General features: G+C 61.5%; 16 protein-coding genes. 14 read left to right on the top strand and 2 right to left on the bottom strand.

Annotated elements, in window-relative coordinates:
* Positions 1 to 97: 97 nt before the first annotated feature.
* On the bottom strand, positions 98 to 1,588 hold the full coding sequence (locus tag NOX35_RS22485) for a deoxyribodipyrimidine photo-lyase (RefSeq protein WP_256494787.1): 1,491 nt from the start codon (positions 1,586 to 1,588) through the stop codon (positions 98 to 100).
* Between the two features lie 22 nt (positions 1,589 to 1,610).
* Here NOX35_RS22485 and NOX35_RS22480 point away from each other — a divergent pair, with 22 nt between their 5' ends.
* The 6 genes from NOX35_RS22480 to NOX35_RS22455 all read left to right on the top strand — a co-directional run bounded on the left by NOX35_RS22480 (position 1,611) and on the right by NOX35_RS22455 (position 6,627).
* The gene (locus NOX35_RS22480) at positions 1,611 to 2,210 is read left to right on the top strand and encodes a YqgE/AlgH family protein (protein WP_003051525.1); all 600 of its coding nucleotides are present in this window, start codon (positions 1,611 to 1,613) and stop codon (positions 2,208 to 2,210) included.
* Positions 2,207 to 2,719 (top strand): Holliday junction resolvase RuvX, encoded by a 513-nt coding sequence (gene ruvX / locus NOX35_RS22475; protein WP_182284488.1) that lies wholly within the window; start codon positions 2,207 to 2,209, stop codon positions 2,717 to 2,719. Before NOX35_RS22480 ends, ruvX begins: the two co-directional genes overlap by 4 nt.
* The gene (pyrR, locus tag NOX35_RS22470; RefSeq protein WP_003075383.1) at positions 2,716 to 3,234 is read left to right on the top strand and encodes a bifunctional pyr operon transcriptional regulator/uracil phosphoribosyltransferase PyrR; all 519 of its coding nucleotides are present in this window, start codon (positions 2,716 to 2,718) and stop codon (positions 3,232 to 3,234) included. The genes ruvX and pyrR overlap by 4 nt, the downstream gene beginning before the upstream one ends.
* Positions 3,235 to 3,236: 2 nt before the next feature.
* On the top strand, positions 3,237 to 4,199 hold the full coding sequence (locus NOX35_RS22465) for an aspartate carbamoyltransferase catalytic subunit (RefSeq protein ID WP_003051536.1): 963 nt from the start codon (positions 3,237 to 3,239) through the stop codon (positions 4,197 to 4,199).
* A gap of 186 nt (positions 4,200 to 4,385) precedes the next feature.
* Positions 4,386 to 5,678 (top strand): dihydroorotase, encoded by a 1,293-nt coding sequence (locus NOX35_RS22460; RefSeq protein ID WP_256494785.1) that lies wholly within the window; start codon positions 4,386 to 4,388, stop codon positions 5,676 to 5,678.
* 187 nt (positions 5,679 to 5,865) lie between these two features.
* A complete protein-coding gene (locus NOX35_RS22455; RefSeq protein WP_256494783.1) occupies positions 5,866 to 6,627 on the top strand; it encodes a 1-acyl-sn-glycerol-3-phosphate acyltransferase in 762 nt (253 codons plus the stop codon).
* Between the two features lie 49 nt (positions 6,628 to 6,676).
* Here NOX35_RS22455 and NOX35_RS22450 read toward each other — a convergent pair whose 3' ends face one another.
* Positions 6,677 to 7,150 carry an Lrp/AsnC family transcriptional regulator gene (locus NOX35_RS22450; protein WP_182284485.1) on the bottom strand — a complete coding sequence of 158 codons (474 nt, stop codon included), beginning with the start codon at positions 7,148 to 7,150 and terminating at the stop codon, positions 6,677 to 6,679.
* 140 nt (positions 7,151 to 7,290) lie between these two features.
* Between NOX35_RS22450 and metC the strand changes: the two genes are divergently transcribed.
* The 8 genes from metC (at position 7,291) to NOX35_RS22410 (ending at position 16,858) form a co-directional block, all read left to right on the top strand.
* Positions 7,291 to 8,499 carry a cystathionine beta-lyase gene (gene metC / locus NOX35_RS22445; RefSeq protein ID WP_182284484.1) on the top strand — a complete coding sequence of 403 codons (1,209 nt, stop codon included), beginning with the start codon at positions 7,291 to 7,293 and terminating at the stop codon, positions 8,497 to 8,499.
* Between the two features lie 57 nt (positions 8,500 to 8,556).
* Positions 8,557 to 9,552 carry a tripartite tricarboxylate transporter substrate binding protein gene (locus tag NOX35_RS22440; RefSeq protein WP_256494782.1) on the top strand — a complete coding sequence of 332 codons (996 nt, stop codon included), beginning with the start codon at positions 8,557 to 8,559 and terminating at the stop codon, positions 9,550 to 9,552.
* Positions 9,553 to 9,627: 75 nt separating this feature from the next.
* Positions 9,628 to 10,563, top strand: coding sequence for a uroporphyrinogen decarboxylase family protein (locus NOX35_RS22435; RefSeq protein WP_182284482.1), 936 nt, complete (start codon positions 9,628 to 9,630; stop codon positions 10,561 to 10,563).
* Between the two features lie 159 nt (positions 10,564 to 10,722).
* Entirely contained in the window at positions 10,723 to 12,225 is a 1,503-nt protein-coding gene (locus tag NOX35_RS22430) for an NAD-dependent succinate-semialdehyde dehydrogenase (protein ID WP_256494781.1), read from the top strand.
* 205 nt (positions 12,226 to 12,430) lie between these two features.
* On the top strand, positions 12,431 to 12,811 hold the full coding sequence (arsC, locus tag NOX35_RS22425; protein ID WP_182284480.1) for an arsenate reductase (glutaredoxin): 381 nt from the start codon (positions 12,431 to 12,433) through the stop codon (positions 12,809 to 12,811).
* A 171-nt stretch (positions 12,812 to 12,982) separates the two neighbouring features.
* Entirely contained in the window at positions 12,983 to 14,524 is a 1,542-nt protein-coding gene (locus NOX35_RS22420; RefSeq protein WP_182284479.1) for a Do family serine endopeptidase, read from the top strand.
* Positions 14,525 to 14,808: 284 nt separating this feature from the next.
* Positions 14,809 to 16,368 carry an ATP-binding cassette domain-containing protein gene (locus NOX35_RS22415; RefSeq protein WP_182284478.1) on the top strand — a complete coding sequence of 520 codons (1,560 nt, stop codon included), beginning with the start codon at positions 14,809 to 14,811 and terminating at the stop codon, positions 16,366 to 16,368.
* A gap of 85 nt (positions 16,369 to 16,453) precedes the next feature.
* Positions 16,454 to 16,858: a hypothetical protein gene (locus NOX35_RS22410; protein WP_182284477.1), complete on the top strand. Its 405-nt coding sequence runs from the start codon at positions 16,454 to 16,456 to the stop codon at positions 16,856 to 16,858.
* The last annotated feature ends 69 nt before the right edge of the window (positions 16,859 to 16,927 follow it).

Below are 16,927 nucleotides of genomic sequence, written 5' to 3'. Positions count from 1 at the left end.
TTTTTGGTGTGCGCTTCTTGTCGCGTTGTGGTTTGTTTTTGATGCAGAGGCCGGGGCGAATTCCCGGCCTCTGTCGCCAGCCAAGCAGAAAAAAACCTCAGGAGTCCTTCTTCAAAACCCCATACCGCGCCAGCGTTTTCTCTCTGGCGACAGCATGATCCACCACTGGCAACGGGTAGCTGCTTCCAAGCACGACACCAGCTTCGGCCAGTTCCAGCGGCTTGGCCAGCCAGGGAGCATGCCGCAGTTTGGCCGGCAAGGGCGTCAGTTCGGGGACGTAGCGCGCTATGAACTTGCCGTCCAGGTCGAACTTCTCGCTCTGGGTCACCGGGTTGAAGATGCGGAACCAGGGCTGGGCATCGCAGCCCGTGGAGGCCGCCCATTGCCAGCCGCCGTTGTTGGCCGCCAGGTCGAAGTCATTGAGCTTTTCGGCGAAATAGGCCTCGCCCCGGCGCCAGTCCAGGCCCAGGTCCTTGACCAGAAAGCTGGCCGTGACCATGCGCAGCCGGTTGTGCATATAGCCGCTGGTATTGAGCTGGCGCATGGCGGCATCGACCAGCGGGTAGCCGGTGCGGCCTTCGCACCAGGCGGCGAAGAGGGCGTCGGCCTCGGCTCCCGTCTCCCATTCGATAGCGTCATACGCCGGCTTGAAGCTGCGTTCCACCACATAGGGCTGATGGGCCAGGATCTGGAAGTAGAAGTCGCGCCAGATCAGCTCGCTGAGCCAGGTGGCCGCACCTTCGCGTGCCGCGGCAGACCAGTCCTCGTTGTGAGCCGCCTCGTGGGCGAGGCGGGCCAGCTCGCGTATCGAGACGGTGCCAAAGCGCAGATGCACGCTGAGATAGCTGGGCCCCTTGAGGGCCGGGAAGTCGCGCGCTGCCTTGTACTGTGGCAGGCGCGGCAGAAAATCGGCCAGCAACTGGCGCGCGCCGCTGACGCCGGTGGGCAGGCGCAGGCCGGCCAGCGTGTCCGGGGCAAAGCCCAGATCCGCAGCCGAGGGGATCGGGCGGCGCTCGGTGTCCGGCAGATCGGCCAGCCTGGCAGCGAGATTGCGCTCGCTGGGGTAGGCTGAGAGATAGAACGGTGTGATCTTTCGCAGCCAGGCGTTCTTGTAGGGCGTGAAGACCGAGAACGGCGACAGGCTTTGAGTCAGCACCTCGTCGCGCGCAAAGATGCGGTGGTCCTTGAAGCGCAGCAGCAACTGCCCCTGGCTCTGGAGGCTGCGCGCCACCTGGGCGTCGCGGGCAAGGGCCGCCGGCTCGTCGTCGTCGTTGCAGAAGACGGCGCCCGCGCCCAACTGCCGGGCCAGGGCCGGGATGATGTCCTGGGGCAGGCCGCGCTGCGTGATCAGCCCTGTCTGCGGACGTCCCGCAGTCTCGCGCAGGGCGGCATCCAGCTCGGTCAGACTCTGGCAGATGAACTCCACGCGACGGTCGGCGCGGGGCAGGGCGGCAAGAATGCTGTCGTCGAAGACAAAGACGCAATACAGCTTTTCACATTGCTGCAATGCATGATAAATGGCTGCGTTATCGGCCAGACGCAGGTCGCGCCGCAGCCAGATCAAGCCCACAGGGTAAGAAGGAGTCATGGATCGCCAGTAAAATCGCCGTATGTCTGCAGAATCTGCGCCTATCAACTTGACGCACCACTTCCTGATTGCCATGCCCGGCCTGGAAGATGAGTCGTTTTCGCGCAGCGTTGTCTACCTGTGCGAGCATAGCGAGCGTGGCGCGCTCGGTCTGATTATCAACAAGCCCTCCAAGCTCAGCCTGCAAGGCCTGCTGCAAAAAGTGGATTTGGGTCTCAAGCGCGATGATTTGCGTGATCAGCAGGTCTTTACCGGTGGCCCGGTGCAGACCGATCGCGGCTTTGTGCTGCATGAGCCCATGGTCATCGAAGGCGCACCAGAGAACGAATCGGCCTATGCCTCGACCATGACCATTCCAGGCGGCCTGGAGATGACCACTTCCAAGGATGTGCTCGAAGCCCTGTCGGACGGCGCCGGCCCCAAGCGCGTGCTGGTCACGCTGGGCTATTCCTCCTGGGATGAGGGCCAGCTTGAATCCGAAATCGGCGAAAACGCCTGGCTGACCGTGGAAGCCGACCCCGAGGTGATCTTCAGCACCCCGGTGGACGAGCGCTATGACCGCGCTCTGGGCCTGCTGGGCCTGCAGCGCTGGATGTTGTCCCCGGAGTCGGGTCGCGCATGAACGATATTTCCTCTTCCAACAAGGCCGCCGATGCGGCCTTTTCCTCGACTTTTTCCTCGGCCGAAAATGCGGCTGCCAGGTCTGCGGCGGCGCCCGCACCGCAAAAGCCCGAGCTGCCGGCCCATTTCCAGCAGTTCCTGGGCTTTGACTTCGGCATCAAGCGCACGGGCTGCGCCTCGGGCAACCGCGTGCTGGGCGGCGCCAACCCGCTGCCCACCATCAAGGCCGAAGGGGCGGATGCACGCCTGGCCGCAGTGGAAAAGCTGATCCGCGAGTGGCAACCCAATGCCCTGGTGATAGGCGTGCCCTACCACCCCGATGGCGCGGCCCACGAGAACACGGCCCGGGCCCTGAAATTCGGCCGCCAGCTCAGAAGCCGCTTCAAGCTGCCGGTGTACGAGGTGGACGAACGCTACAGCACGACCGAAGCCCTGGCGGGTGGCGCACGCGACGCCGACGCGGCTTCGGCCTGCATCATTCTTGAACAGTTTTTGAGGAGTCTCCCATGAGTGAAACCATTGCGGGTCAGGGCAGCCTGATCCTGGACGCCGAAGCCCTGTATAGCGAGCTGCTGCGCGGCGTGCAGCGCATCATGGGCCCCAATACCCGTCTGGCGGGCATCACCTCGGGCGGTGCCTGGCTGGTCGAGCGCCTGCACAAGGATCTGAACCTCAAGGGCAAGCCCAGCGTGCTGTCTTCCTCGCTGCACCGCGACGATTTTGCCCAGCGCGGCATGGCTTCCAGCGCCCAGACCCAGATCGCCTTCGATGTGAACGGCGCCGATGTGCTGGTCCTCGACGATGTGCTCTACACCGGCCGCACCGTGCGCGCCGTGCTCAACGAACTCTATGACTACGGCCGTCCCGCCAGCGTGCGACTGGCCGTCCTGGTGGACCGTGGCGGGCGCGAGCTGCCCATCCAGGCCGACTTTGCCGCAGCGCGCGTGGCGCTGCCGGCCGACCGTTCCCTGGCGCTGGCGCGCGACGAGGGCGGTGTTTTCCACTTCCGCATTCAAGAGGCCTGATCGTGCTGTACAAGCGCAACCCCCAACTCAACAAGAACGGCGAGCTGATCCACCTGCTCTCCACCGAAGGCCTGTCCAAGGACATCCTGACCCAGATTCTCGACACGGCCAGCAACTTCGTCAGCGTCAACGACCGTGAAGTCAAGAAGGTGCCTCTGCTGCGCGGCAAGAGCGTGTTCAATCTGTTCTTCGAGAACAGCACGCGTACCCGCACCACCTTCGAGATTGCGGCCAAGCGCCTGTCGGCCGACGTGTTCAACCTGGACATCGCGCGCAGCTCGGCCAGCAAGGGCGAGACCCTGCTGGACACCATCGACAATCTCTCGGCCATGGCGGCCGACATCTTTGTCGTGCGCCACAGCGAGTCCGGTGCTCCCTATCTGATCGCCAAGCATGTGGCGCCCCATGTGCATGTGGTCAATGCCGGCGACGGCCGCCATGCCCACCCCACCCAGGGCCTGCTGGACATGTACACCATCCGCCACTACAAGCAGGACTTCTCCAATCTGCGCGTGGCCATCGTGGGTGACGTGCTGCACTCGCGCGTGGCACGCTCGGACATCCACGCCCTGACCACGCTCGGCGCTGCCGAGGTGCGCGTGGTAGGCCCGCGCACCCTGGTGCCCTCGGACATGGCCAGCATGGGCGTGCGCGTCTTCCACAATCTGGAGGAGGGCATCAAGGACTGCGACGTCATCATCATGCTGCGCCTGCAGAACGAGCGCATGAGCGGGGCGCTGCTGCCCTCGAGCCAGGAATACTTCAAGAGCTTCGGCCTGACCGAAAAGCGCCTGGAGCTGGCCAAGCCCGATGCCATCGTCATGCACCCCGGCCCCATCAACCGCGGCGTGGAGATCGACTCCGCCGTGGTGGACGGCCCGCAGGCCGTGATCCTGTCGCAGGTGACCTTCGGTATCGCCGTGCGCATGGCTGTCATGTCGATCGTTGCGGGGAATGAGGCTTGAACACCCCCTGAGCCGCTGCGCGGCTTCCCCCTCTCTCGCTACGCGGGAGGGGGACGACGCCTTCGCTGCGAGGCGGCTCTTGCCTGGCGTCCCTGGCTTGGAGCGCGCCGGTTTTCAGATAAGTAGTATTTTTGTAGCTGCTAGCGCTTGTGTGGCAAGCGCTGGAAGCCAATTTGGTGCCAAACCATGAAGATTCTGATTCGCAATGGCCGGGTGATGGACCCGGCACGAGGTTTCGACCAGCAGGCCGATATCGCCATCGATGGCAGCGTGATCGCCGCCATCGGCACGGTGCCCGAAGGTTTTGTGGCCGAGCGTGAAATCGACGCCTCCGGCCAGTGGGTGCTGCCCGGTCTGGTGGACCTGGCTGTGCGCCTGCGCGAGCCCGGCCACGAGCATGAGGGCATGCTGCAGTCCGAGATGGCGGCTGCCGTGGCCGGCGGCGTGACCAGCCTGGTCTGCCCGCCCGATACCGAGCCCGTGCTCGACGAGCAGGGCCTGGTGGAAATGCTCAAGTTCCGTGCCGAGAAGCAGCACAAGTCGCGCCTGTTCCCCATGGGTGCGCTGACCGTGGGGCTCAAGGGCGAAACGCTGACCGAGATGGCCGAGCTGACCGAGTCCGGCTGCGTGGCCTTCGGCCAGGCGGATGTGCCGCTGTCCAGCATCACCACGCTGAGCCGTGCGCTGAGCTATGCCAACACCTTTGGCTATGCCGTGTGGCTGCGCCCGCAGGACAAGGATCTGGGCAGGGGCGTGGCCGCCAGCGGCGCGCTGGCCACCCGCATGGGTCTGGCCGGGGTGTCCGTGGCGGCAGAGACGATTGCGCTGCACACCATCTTCGAGCTGATCCGTGGCTCGCAGACCCGGGTTCACCTGTGCCGCATCTCCAGCGCCGCCGGCGTGGAGCTGGTGCGCCGAGCCAAGGCCGAAGGTCTGAACGTGACCGCCGACGTGTCCATCAATTCGCTGCTGCTGACCGAGAACGATATCGGCTACTTCGACAGCAGCGCCCGTGTGGTGCCCGTGCTGCGCCAGCAGCGCGACCGCGATGCGCTGTCTGCCGCGCTGGCTGACGGCACCATCGATGCGCTGGTCTCCGATCACTGCCCGGTGGACGAAGACGCCAAGGTGCTGCCTTTTGCCGAAGCCGAACCCGGTGCGACCGGCGTGGAGCTGCTGCTGTCCATTGCCGTGAAGTGGAGCCGCGACTACAAGGTGCCGCTGAACCGCGCACTGGCTGTCGTGACTTCGGCACCCGTGGCCGTGCTGGGTAGCGCCCTGGGCGAGCAGCAGTCCCAGCTGGGGCAGCTCAATGCGGGCGGCGTGGCAGATCTGTGCATCGTCGACCCCGAGGCTGAGTGGACGGTCGATCCCAAGGCGCTGCAAAGCCAGGGCAAGAGCACGCCATTCAACGGTTACGAACTGCCGGTGCGTGTGGTAACGACTATCGTTGACGGCGCTGTCGCTTATCAACGATAGGCTCCCCCTGAGCGGCTTTGCCGCTTCCCCCTCTCTCGATGCGTTGCATCGGGAGGGGGACGACACCTTCGGTGCGCGGCGGCGCTTCCTCGGTGCCTCTGACTTTGCATTGTGCCGGTCTTAGGCGCTTGCCGGTTTCAAGTTGCAGCAACTGAGTCACAACGAGCCGCTACACTGTTCGAGAATCATGGCAAACGGCTTGCAAAAAATCAAAACCGGCTCGCGTGCGGTATGGCGCGGACTGCGTCTGCTGGCCCATGTGGCCAAGGGCGCCTGGATCGTGGCGTTTCGCTTTCCACAGCTGCACTATCTGCAGCAGCACGAGCATGTGCAGGCATGGGCTGCAACCTTGCTGCTGCGCGCTGGTGTTCAGCTGGAGATCAAGGGGCAGCCACCGGCCAAAGGGCCGGTACTCATGGTCAGCAACCATATCTCCTGGCTCGATATTCCGCTGCTGCACGCGGCGCGCCATTGCCGCTTTATCTCCAAGTCCGACGTCAAGGGCTGGCCCATCATCGGCACGCTGGCGACGGCTGCGGGCACGCTCTACATCCAGCGCAGCTCGCGCCGCGATGCGGTGCGCATGGTGGGAGCCATGGCAGAGGCCTTCAAGCGCGGCGAAATCCTTGCCGTCTTTCCAGAAGGGACGACGGGCGATGGACGCAGCCTGCTCTCGTTTCACTCCAATCTGCTCGAAGCCGCCGTGCAATGCGATGCGCCGGTGCAGCCCGTGGGGCTGCGCTTTGTCGACGGCAAGACAGGCGGCACCAGCTATGCCGCCACCTATGTGGGCGACGAGACCCTGCTGGGCTCCATCTGGCGCGTGCTTTGCTCGGACCAGCTGATTGCCGTGGTGCACTATGGCGAGGCGCAGAGCGCACAAGGGCGCGACCGCCGCGCCTGGGCCAAGGACTTGCACACCGAGGTGGACTGCCTGCGCAGCGCATGAAGGCTGCAAGTCTGCCTGGAGCAGAAGCTCTTTGCAGGCCATGCTGTCTTCAGGATTTGGACATCGGAATGTAGTCCAGCGGCAGGGCGGTAGTCCACTTGATTTGCTCCATGGCAAAGCTCGATGACACACCTGAGAGTTCTATGCCTTTGACCAGGCGTTTGTACACGGCGTCATAACTCTGGACATCGGGCACGACCACTCGCAGCAGGTAGTCGATGTCGCCGCTCATGCGATAGAACTCCACGATTTCGGGAATGTCGTCAATCACTCGCGTGAGCTTGTGCATCCATTGATCGTTGTGCTGGGTGGTGCGAATGGAGACAAAGACCGTGACCCCTAGATTGAGCTTTTGTGGCGATAGCAGGGCCACGCGCTTTTGGATATAGCCCTCTTGCTCAAGTCGCTGCAGCCGCCGCCAGCACGGTGTGGAGGAGAGGTGAACAGCTTCGCTCAATTGCTGCAAGGAGAGGCTGGAGTCCTCTTGAAGCAAGGATAGGATTTTTATGTCTATGCGGTCCATGAAAAATTTTTACTCAAAGAATAAATATTCTTAGAAATATTTTGCATGAATTAAAAATAGCAGTCTGAGAATTAAATCCCTTTTCTAACGGGTAGTTCCTAGACTGGAGGCATTACAAGACTTAATTGATGCCCTCCTACATGTCCACTGCACACCAGGCCTCCACTCTCTTGGCGCATGCCGCACGCCGGCCAGAGCTTCACCATGGGATGGTGAATACGCCGATCTACCGAGGCTCCACCATCATCTCGACAAGCCTTGCGCAGTGGGAGAGTCGCAAGCGGCCTGACAACCCCTATGCCTCCTATGGGCGGTTTGGGACGCCGACCACGGGTGCACTGGAAGAAGCGATGGCCGAAGCTGAGGGGGGCTTTCGCTCCATCGTCCTGCCCTCCGGTCTGGCCGCCTGCACGCACGCCATTCTGGCGCTGGTCAGTACAGGGGATCATGTATTGCTGCCCGACAGCGTGTACGGCCCGACCCGCGCCTTCAGCGAGCGCGTGCTGGCACGTTTTGGAATCGAAGCCGAGTTCTACGATCCCTGCATCGGTGCGGGCATTGCCACACAGATGCGCAAGAGCACACGTGTTGTGTTTGTGGAGGCTCCAGGCTCGGGCACTTTCGAGATGCAGGACATTCCGGCCATTGCCGCGCAGGCTCATGCCGTTGGTGCCTATGTGGTGATGGACAACACCTGGGCCACACCGTTGTTCTTCAAGCCTTTCGAGCATGGTGTGGATGTCTCGGTGCAGGCAGGAACCAAGTACATCGTGGGCCATTCGGATGCCATTCTTGGTGTGGCTACTGCCAACGAGCGGGCCTGGCCGCTGCTGCAAAAGGGCGTGCAGGACTTTGGTCAGACCATTGGGCCGGACGACATTTTCCTGGCTCTGCGTGGCATGCGTACGCTGCCATTGCGCATGCAGCATCACTGGGCCACAGGGCTGCACCTGGCGCAGATGCTGCAGCAGCATCCGATGGTGCAGCGTGTCATGCACCCTGCGCTACCGCAGGACCCAGGCCATGCCTTGTGGAAGCGTGACTTCACCGGTGCCAGCGGACTCTTTTCGATTGCATTGCGCCCTATGGAACGCCAGGCCCTGGCGACCTTCATCGACAGCTTGCAGCTGTTTGGTATTGGTTTGTCCTGGGGCGGTTATGAAAGCCTGGTGCTACCCATGGACGCACCAAGGCGCAATACCCAGACTTGGGATCTGAAGGGGCCGCTGGTGCGCATCCATGCAGGGCTGGAGGATGCCGGTGATCTGGCCGCTGATCTGTGTCAGGCGCTGGAGGCAGCCGAACGGCTGATTCCAGATACAGAGCGGGCTTTAGTTGCAGTTGGATAAACGCCGACTGCTCGAATGACCCTTGAATAATTTTTAACGAACTCCAAGGAGACAAGCATGTCCTCGATTACACGTCGCAGCTTTGCATGGGGTGCAGCCGCTTTGCTGGCTGGAGCCCCGGCTTTGTCGCAGGCCCAGGCAGGGAGCTACCCCGCCGGCAATACGCCGATTCGCATCGTGGTTCCTTACGCTGCCGGTGGCTCGTCCGACTTTGTCGCACGACTGCTGGTACGCAAGATGGGTGACAACATGAAGCACAGCTTCATTGTGGATAACCGTCCCGGTGGCAACACCATCATTGCTGCCGAGCATGTGTCCAAGGCCAAGCCAGATGGCTACACCGTCTACCTGATTGGTGAGCTGACCCATGCCTCGCTGCAGGCTCTCAACAAGAAGCTGCCTTTTGACCCGGTCAAGGACTTTTCCGGCATTACCAACCTGGTGGAGTCGCCGTTGGTGATCTCCGTGCCCAAGTCGTTCCCGGCGTCCACCCTGAAAGAGTTCGTGGACTATGCCAAGGCTCATCCAGCAGAGGTGAACTTCGGCTCGGCCGGGCTGGGCAATACCCTGCATCTGGCAGGTGAGAACTTCTCGAGCCAGACCGGGGTGCAACTCAATCACGTGCAGTACAAGGGTGCATCGCAGGCGATCCTGGATTTGCTGGCAGGGCGCATACAGGTCATGTTCGATCTGCCCCAGACACCGCTGCCTCATATTCAGGCCGGCAAGCTCAAGGCACTGGCGGTGACATCGGCCCAGCGCCTTCCCATGCTGCCCGCAGTGCCCACGACGACCGAAGCAGGCTTTCCTTCTTACCGTTTTGTGACCCGCATTGGTGTGGCAGCGCCCGGTGGTACACCCCAGCCCATCCTGGACAAGCTGTATGCCGAGATCAGCAAGGTTGTGGCTGACCCTGAGTTTCGTACTGCGGTGGAAGGCCAGGCCATGTTCCCTGCACCCAGCGCATCGCCAGCGGCCTACCAAAAGCGTCTGCAAGACAGCATGGCCACGGTGGGTGAGCTGCTGCGCGGTGCGAATGTGCAATCCCAGTAAACGCGGGCGCATGGTTCAGAACGCTTTTTTCAGCTCCAAGCTGCCTGCTTTCCCTTTTTGAGATTTCCCCGGAACATGAATAAACGTCAACGCTTTCTTGCTGCAGTTAAAGGCCAGCCTGTCGATCGAGCACCTGTCACGGCATGGGTGCACTTTCTCTCCGACCACCTCAGCGGCAGCAAGTCCGCCGACCTGCATATTGAGTTTCTGCGCGAGTACCAATGGGATGTGCTCAAGGTCATGAATGACTATCGCTACCCCGTGCCGGCGGGTGTGCAGACTCTGGACAGCGCCGAGAGCCTGCGTGCCTACACGCGCATCTCGCTCAAGGACCCGGGCTTTGTGGCCCAGCTCGAATGTCTGCAGCGCATTCAGGATGCCTGCCCGGAGACACCGCTGCTCGAGACCGGTTTCGAGCCTTTCCAGCAGATCGTGCGCAATATCGGCTTTTCTCAAGGCCCTCGCATGTATGCCCATCGCGGCGAGGCGCTGGCTGCGCTGGAAGTCGTGACCGAGGTGATGTGCGAGTACATGGCTGCCGTCAAGGCACTGGGTATTGAGGGCATGTTCCTGTCTATCAACGGAGCCATGCCTGCTCATATGGCACGTGGGGCCACCGAGGAGCAGCATGAACAATTCCAGAAGCCTTTTACGGTTGCCGTGCTGAAGGCCGCCGAAGGCATGGCACGCGTGCTGCACGTGCATGGAAGTGCGCTGGAGATGGAGCGCATTGGCGGCTACCCCTTTGAAGTGCTCAGTGTTTCGGATCGTCTGCCCACCAACCCCAGCCTGTCCCAGTTGCGTGCCATGACCGACAAGTGTCTGATGGGCGGTATCGACGAAACGCGCATTCAGGAGCGCACACTGCCCGAAATCGCTGCAGAAATCGATGACTGCCTGCAGCAGGTGGGCAGTCAGAACTTCATTCTGGCTCCTGGCTGCACCATCCCGTCGTTCACCTCGCAGCGCAATCTGCATTTCCTGCGCGACTACACCAGTGGGCAGGCCTGATGTCCGGCAGTTGGCAGCGCGAGCGGGCAAACGTGCGCGCTGGCAATGTCGGGCGGTGCCTGGCTACCGTGATGGCCGCTGTTGCTTGCAGCATCACTTTGCGCCTGTACTCTTTTGTTGCGTCAGCGGCATTCTTTCCGCAGAACTGATCATATAAAAATGACTCAAAACAATGTTTCACGCCCTCTGCTGGCGCTTAAAGATCCCTCTTTGCTGCGTGCCGATGCACTGGTGAATGGGCAGTGGCTGTCCGCCCCTTCACGCTTTGCTGTGTATGACCCCGCTACGGGCGAGCATCTGCTTGATGTAGCGAACCTGACAGTAGAGCAGGCCCAGCAGGCTATTGATGCAGCCGAAGCAGCAGGCTTGGAATGGCGTCGCAAGACCGCCAAGGAGCGCAGCCAGCTGCTACGCCGCTGGTTCGATCTGCTCCAGCAAAACGCGGATGATCTGGCCCGCATCATGACGGCGGAGCAAGGCAAGCCCTTGGCTGAGGCTCGCGGTGAAGTGACCTATGCCGCCAGTTTTGTGGAGTGGTTTGCGGAAGAAGCCAAGCGCATCAACGGCGAGACGCTGCCCACCTTTGACAACAACCGCCGTTTGCTGGTGTTGCGCCAGGCTATTGGCGTGTGCGCCGCGATCACGCCCTGGAACTTTCCTCTGGCCATGATTACCCGCAAGGTCGCTCCGGCGCTCGCTGCGGGCTGCACCGTGGTGGTCAAGCCGGCAGAGCTGACACCATTGACTGCACTGGCAGCGGCCGAGCTGGCCGTGCGCGCTGGTATTCCGGCAGGTGTGATCAACGTGCTGTGTGCCGACAGCAACAACTCCATTGCCATTGGCCGCCTGCTTTGTGCGAGCGACATCGTGCGTCATCTGAGCTTTACTGGCTCCACGGAAGTGGGTCGTATTCTCATGGCCCAGTGCGCACCCACGGTCAAGAAGCTGTCGTTGGAGCTGGGTGGCAATGCACCCTTCATCGTTTTTGACGATGCAGATCTGGATTCCGCTGTGGAAGGTGCGTTTGCCAGCAAGTTTCGCAACTCTGGACAGACCTGTGTCTGCACCAACCGTTTTTATGTGCAGGACGGTGTGTATGAGGCGTTTGTCGAAAAATTTGCGCAGCGCGTCCGTCAGGCCCGTGTGGGTAATGGTTTTGAGGATGGCGTGGTGCAGGGGCCGCTGATTGAAGAAGCTGCTCTGGTGAAGGTGCAGCGCCACATTGACGATGCATTGGCAGGCGGTGCGCGCGTGGTGGCGGGCGGTAACCGCCTGAGCAATCTGGGCAGCGGTCAGTTCTTTGAGCCAACGGTCCTTGCCGATGTCACGGCCGGCATGGTCTGTGCGCGTGAGGAAACCTTTGGGCCGCTGGCTCCGGTGTTGCGCTTTCATACCGAGCGGGAAGTCATTGCCGCTGCCAATGTGACCGAGTTTGGCCTGGCAAGCTATGTCTACACCCGTGATGTGGGCCGCATCTTCCGTGTGGGTGAAGAGCTGGAGTTCGGCATGGTGGGCGTGAATGTCGGTATTTTGGCAACCGAACATGTGCCTTTCGGTGGCGTCAAGCAGTCGGGCCTGGGCCGTGAAGGATCGCATCACGGGATTGATGACTATGTGGAAATCAAGTACCTGTGCGTGGGAGATGTATTGACCGGTGCCTGAGGCAGATCAGGTCTGCTGCGCTGTTGAAGGGCATCTGGTGCGCGCGACGTGAAGAGTGCAGCCACAAGGCCGCGCTGTGTGCCCAAGCTCAGGGTTCAGCGTGGTCTGAAAGTACCTTCTCAGTGTGTCGGCGGGCCTGGCCGCAGACCACGCAGGCATGGACCTGCATGGGGCCATTGGTGGCTGGCATGGCTACACTGCAGCCATGAGCACAAGTACAGACACCCCCGTGAATCGCCCTGACATCACCATTTTCCACAACAACCGCTGCAGCAATTCGCGCGGCGCGCTGGCGCTGCTGCGCGAGCATGGCATCGAGCCCAATATCGTGGATTACATCGCCACGCCGCTGACGGCGCCAGAGTTGGCAGAGCTGGTGGCACACCTGGGCGTTGCGGTGCGTGACTTGTTGCGTACCAAGGAAGCTCAGTTCAAGGAACTGGGCCTGGATAACGCAGCGGTCAGCGATGTCCAGCTGATTCAGGCCGTGGCTGCGCATCCGGTGCTGCTCAATCGACCCATTGTGGTCACCCCCAAGGGGGCCAAGCTTTGTCGCCCGCCAGAGTTGGTGCTGGAGCTGATCTGAACGAGGCAGGTGGCAGATTGAAAATGGCCTGAACTCATTGAACTGCAGATGCAGGCTGCTTCTGGCCCAGGTGCATTGGTGAATACCTCAAGCGCCTAAGTCTCGCCTAAGTGTGGACGTTCAAACTTCCCTTCAACGACACCGATCCGGTGCTTTTTTGAAAGGATGACCATGAACACAATTCTGTCCACACCTCGCCGACTGGTGATGGCTCTGGTGGCTGCAGGTGCGATTGGCGCACTGGGCGCCACCGGCGCCGGCCTGGTGGGAACCCGCAGCGCTGCCCAGGCGCAGGTGACGCAATCTGCAGCGGCTGCGCAGCCCGCAGCGCTTAACCTGCCTACGGTGAATGCTCCCAATTTTGCGGATATCACGGCGCGCAACGGCGCGGCCGTGGTCAATATCAGCGTGGTGGGGTCCTCTCGTGCCATGAGCGACGATGAAGGCGACCAGACCAGCGAACGCCAGCAACAGGGCCCGGGCATCAGCCCCGACGATCCCTTCTTTGAATTCTTCCGCCAGTTCGGCATTCCAGGCATGCCCGGTGGTCAGGGCATGGGGCCACGTGCGCAGCAGCCCGATACACCCATGCGCGGACAGGGCTCGGGCTTTATCGTGTCCAGCGATGGCGTGATTCTGACCAACGCCCATGTGGTGCATGGCGCCAAGGAGGTGACGGTCAAGCTCAACGACCGTCGCGAGTTCAGGGCCAAGGTGCTGGGAGCCGACCCCAAGACCGATGTGGCGGTACTCAAGATTGACGCAAGCGGCCTGCCCACGGTCAAGCTGGGTCAGACCAGCCAGCTGCGTGTGGGCGACTGGGTGCTGGCGATCGGCTCGCCCTTCGGCTTTGAGAACAGCGTGACGGCTGGCGTGGTGAGTGCCAAGGGGCGCTCTCTGCCTGACGACTCCTTTGTGCCTTTTCTGCAGACGGATGTGGCGATCAACCCCGGAAACTCTGGGGGCCCGCTGTTCAACGCACAGGGCGAGGTCGTGGGTATCAACAGCCAGATCTACACCCGCTCGGGCGGGTATCAAGGGGTGTCGTTTGCGATTCCCATCGAACTGGCAACCCGAGTGCAACAGCAGATTCAGGCAACGGGTAAGGCACAGCATGCCAAGCTGGGCGTGAGTGTGCAGGAGGTCAATCAGGCCTTTGCCGATTCCTTCAAGCTGGATAAGCCCGAAGGTGCATTGGTGGCCAGTGTCGAAAAGAATGGCCCTGCCGCCAAGGCCGGACTGGAACCAGGCGATGTGGTGCGCAAGGTGGATGGCAAGCCCGTTGTTGGTTCGGGCGATCTGCCAGCCTTTATCGGCCAGGCCTTGCCGGGGCAGAAAGTAACGCTGGAAGTCTGGCGCAAGGGTGAATCCAAGACTCTGAGTGCGACCCTGGGCGATGCCAGCGATAAGGCGGTGAAGGTGGCCAAGTCTTCACCCGATGGAGACAAGGGCAAGCTGGGACTGGCGCTGCGCCCCCTGCAGCCAGAGGAGAAAAAGCAGATTGGTGTGGACACCGGCCTGCTGGTGGCTCAGGCCAGCGGCCCGGCTGCAGCAGCAGGCATCAGCCAGGGAGATGTGCTGCTGTCCATCAATGGCGCACCTGCCGGAAATATCGATGAGGTGCGGGCCGCAGTCGCCAAAGCGGACAAGACCGTGGCTGTGCTGATCTGGCGTGATGGCAACAAAATCTTTGTGCCGGTGCGACTGGGCTGATAGACGCACTTAATAAGCAGAAACCGCAACCTCCCGGGTTGCGGTTTTTCTTTATCTGCTTTTATTGATTTAAAACAAAAAATATATGAATAAATGAATATCCGATGATTTTTTACATAATGTTGTCATATTTCAAGAAGTAACGAGTTTCAGGAGAGGTAATGCCATAGACTGTCGAGTTGACGTATTCATTTGTCTTTTTGACGTCATGTGGTGGCGATTCAGCTTGACCGCAAATACATCGTGACGGCTCCTCGGAGCAGGCGTTGCGACGGGAGGAGTTTTTGAATCAGCAACACAGTCTGCAGGTGCAAGGCCTGGGCGCTTCATTTGGTCAACGTGTGGTTCTGGCTGAAGTGGATTTCACGCTGCCGCAATCAGGCGTAACCGCATTGCTGGGTCCTGCGGGCACGGGCAAGTCCACGCTGCTGCGCACGCTGGCCGGGCTGAATGCGAGCAATCCGCGCTTTCGCAGCTGGGGACAGGTGGTCTATGCCGATCGGCCATTGGACATGCCTTGGAGCGCCAACGGCGTGCAGGCCTTGCCGGGCCTGGTACAGCAGCATGCCCGGCTCATGCGCGCCAACACCTTGGATGCACTGATCGAGAAGGCGCGCCAGAGGGATCCGCGTGCGCCACTGGAGTGGCGCCATTGGGTGAGCGAGCAGCTGCAGCACTATGGACTGGCCGAGCTGGCCCAGATGCTGGACAAGCCCACCATGCTGTTGAGTGCGGTGCAGCAACGCGCCGTGGCCATTTTGCGTGAGGCCTGGGCCAAGCCGGCGGTGTTGATGATCGATGAGCCCACGGCCGAGCTGGAGGGCTATGAGGCATTTTTGCTGCTGGACGTGATCAGGCAGATCGGTCAGCAGCGCAGTGTGCTGCTGATCACGCATCAGCAGCAGCATGCCCAGGCTGCTGCGCAGCAGATGCTGTTGCTCGCAGGCGGGCGTATCCAGGAAGCCGCAGCAATGGCTGCGTTCACTCAGCGGCCGCTCAGTGCCGCCGGTCAGCAATTCCTGCGTACCGGCAGCTGCGCTGTCCCCATGCCGGGTACCCCCTTGAATGAGCTGGCCGACGATGTGCTGCCGCCACCTCCCTTGCCTGCCGCTGCCTTGGCGGCCATTGCCGAATTTTCCGACCTGCCTGCATCTGCGGCGGTCGTGAGTGAGGTCGTGGCTCCCCTCAAACTGGAGCCCGTGCTGCCTGCGTCAACGTCGGTCTCTGCGCCTGAACCTGCTCTGCCGCAACCGGCAGCGGTCGCGTCATCTGGCCTGTCCCCCGCAGCCCGCTATCAGCCTCGCACCCCGAATGCGGCTGTGCTGATGGAAATGCAGCCATTGCTGGCTGCTGAAAATGCCATGCCAGCCAGCCGCGGCCCGAACGGATTTTCCTGGCTGGTGCCAGGGAGGCTGGCAGGTACGCCCTGGCCGGGCGTGGTGCACGACATGGACGCCGACCTCAGAGCTCTGAGCCGTTGCGGTATCACCATGCTGATCACGCTGACGGAAAAGGACTTCCCGCAGGATGCCTTGACCCGCAATGGGCTCAAGAACTTTCACCTGCCGGTCTATGACCAAGAGCCACCGACAGTGGCTCAGATGCAGATGCTGCTGGCACGCATGTCGGTCGCCCTGCGCCGTGGAGAAGTGCTTGCCGTGCACTGCCTTGCCGGATTGGGCCGCACCGGAACCGTGCTTGCCGCCTGGCTGGTGCGCGAGGGCCTGACTGCCGAAGAGGCGCTGCGCCGTGTGCGATTGATTGATGCTCAGTATGTGCAATCCGAGGCGCAGGAAGCGCTTCTTTATGAATTCGAAAACGCACTGCTGCAAAAGATGGCGTGATGTTTTCAAGACCACCAAAGCATGGCCGCTGCGGACTGCAAACGGCCATGACACGAAAGATTAGCAACAGGAAAGTGAGAGCGTAATGAGTTTGGATACCGTATTGACGAAGGCCGTGGCTTCGGTCCCTGAGTGCTTGGCCGCTGGTTATGTGGATGCTGCTTCGGGCATGTTGCTGTCGATTCGCACCGTGGACTCCCATCCGCGTGAGGTGATTGATCTGGTGGCGGCGGCTACGGCCGACCTGTTCAACGGCCCCAATATCTCCATGATCGAGACCTTGTTCAAGCGTTCGCGCGGCCTCAGTGATGATGGTCACCACTATTTTCAGGAAATCATCGTCAACAGCGATAACCTGATTCACGTCTTTCTGCGTAGCAAGGCAGTGCCCGACTATGTGGCAGTCTTTGTCTGTCGCCGTACCGCCAACCTGGGCATGGCATTGACCAAGGCTCGCATGGCGATGCCCGGCATCGAAGCTGCGGTGTAACCGGCAGCCCCTCATGTGAGGTGGCGGCTTGCCCGCTTGGGGTGGGGCTGCCTCGCTTGCCGCCTTGCG

This window comes from Comamonas sp. C11 (assembly GCF_024496285.1).
GTDB classification, from domain to species: Bacteria; Pseudomonadota; Gammaproteobacteria; order Burkholderiales; family Burkholderiaceae_C; genus Comamonas; species Comamonas testosteroni_F.
The sequence above is the reverse complement of the archived record's forward strand: the minus strand, read 5'-3'. Positions and strand labels throughout refer to the sequence as shown.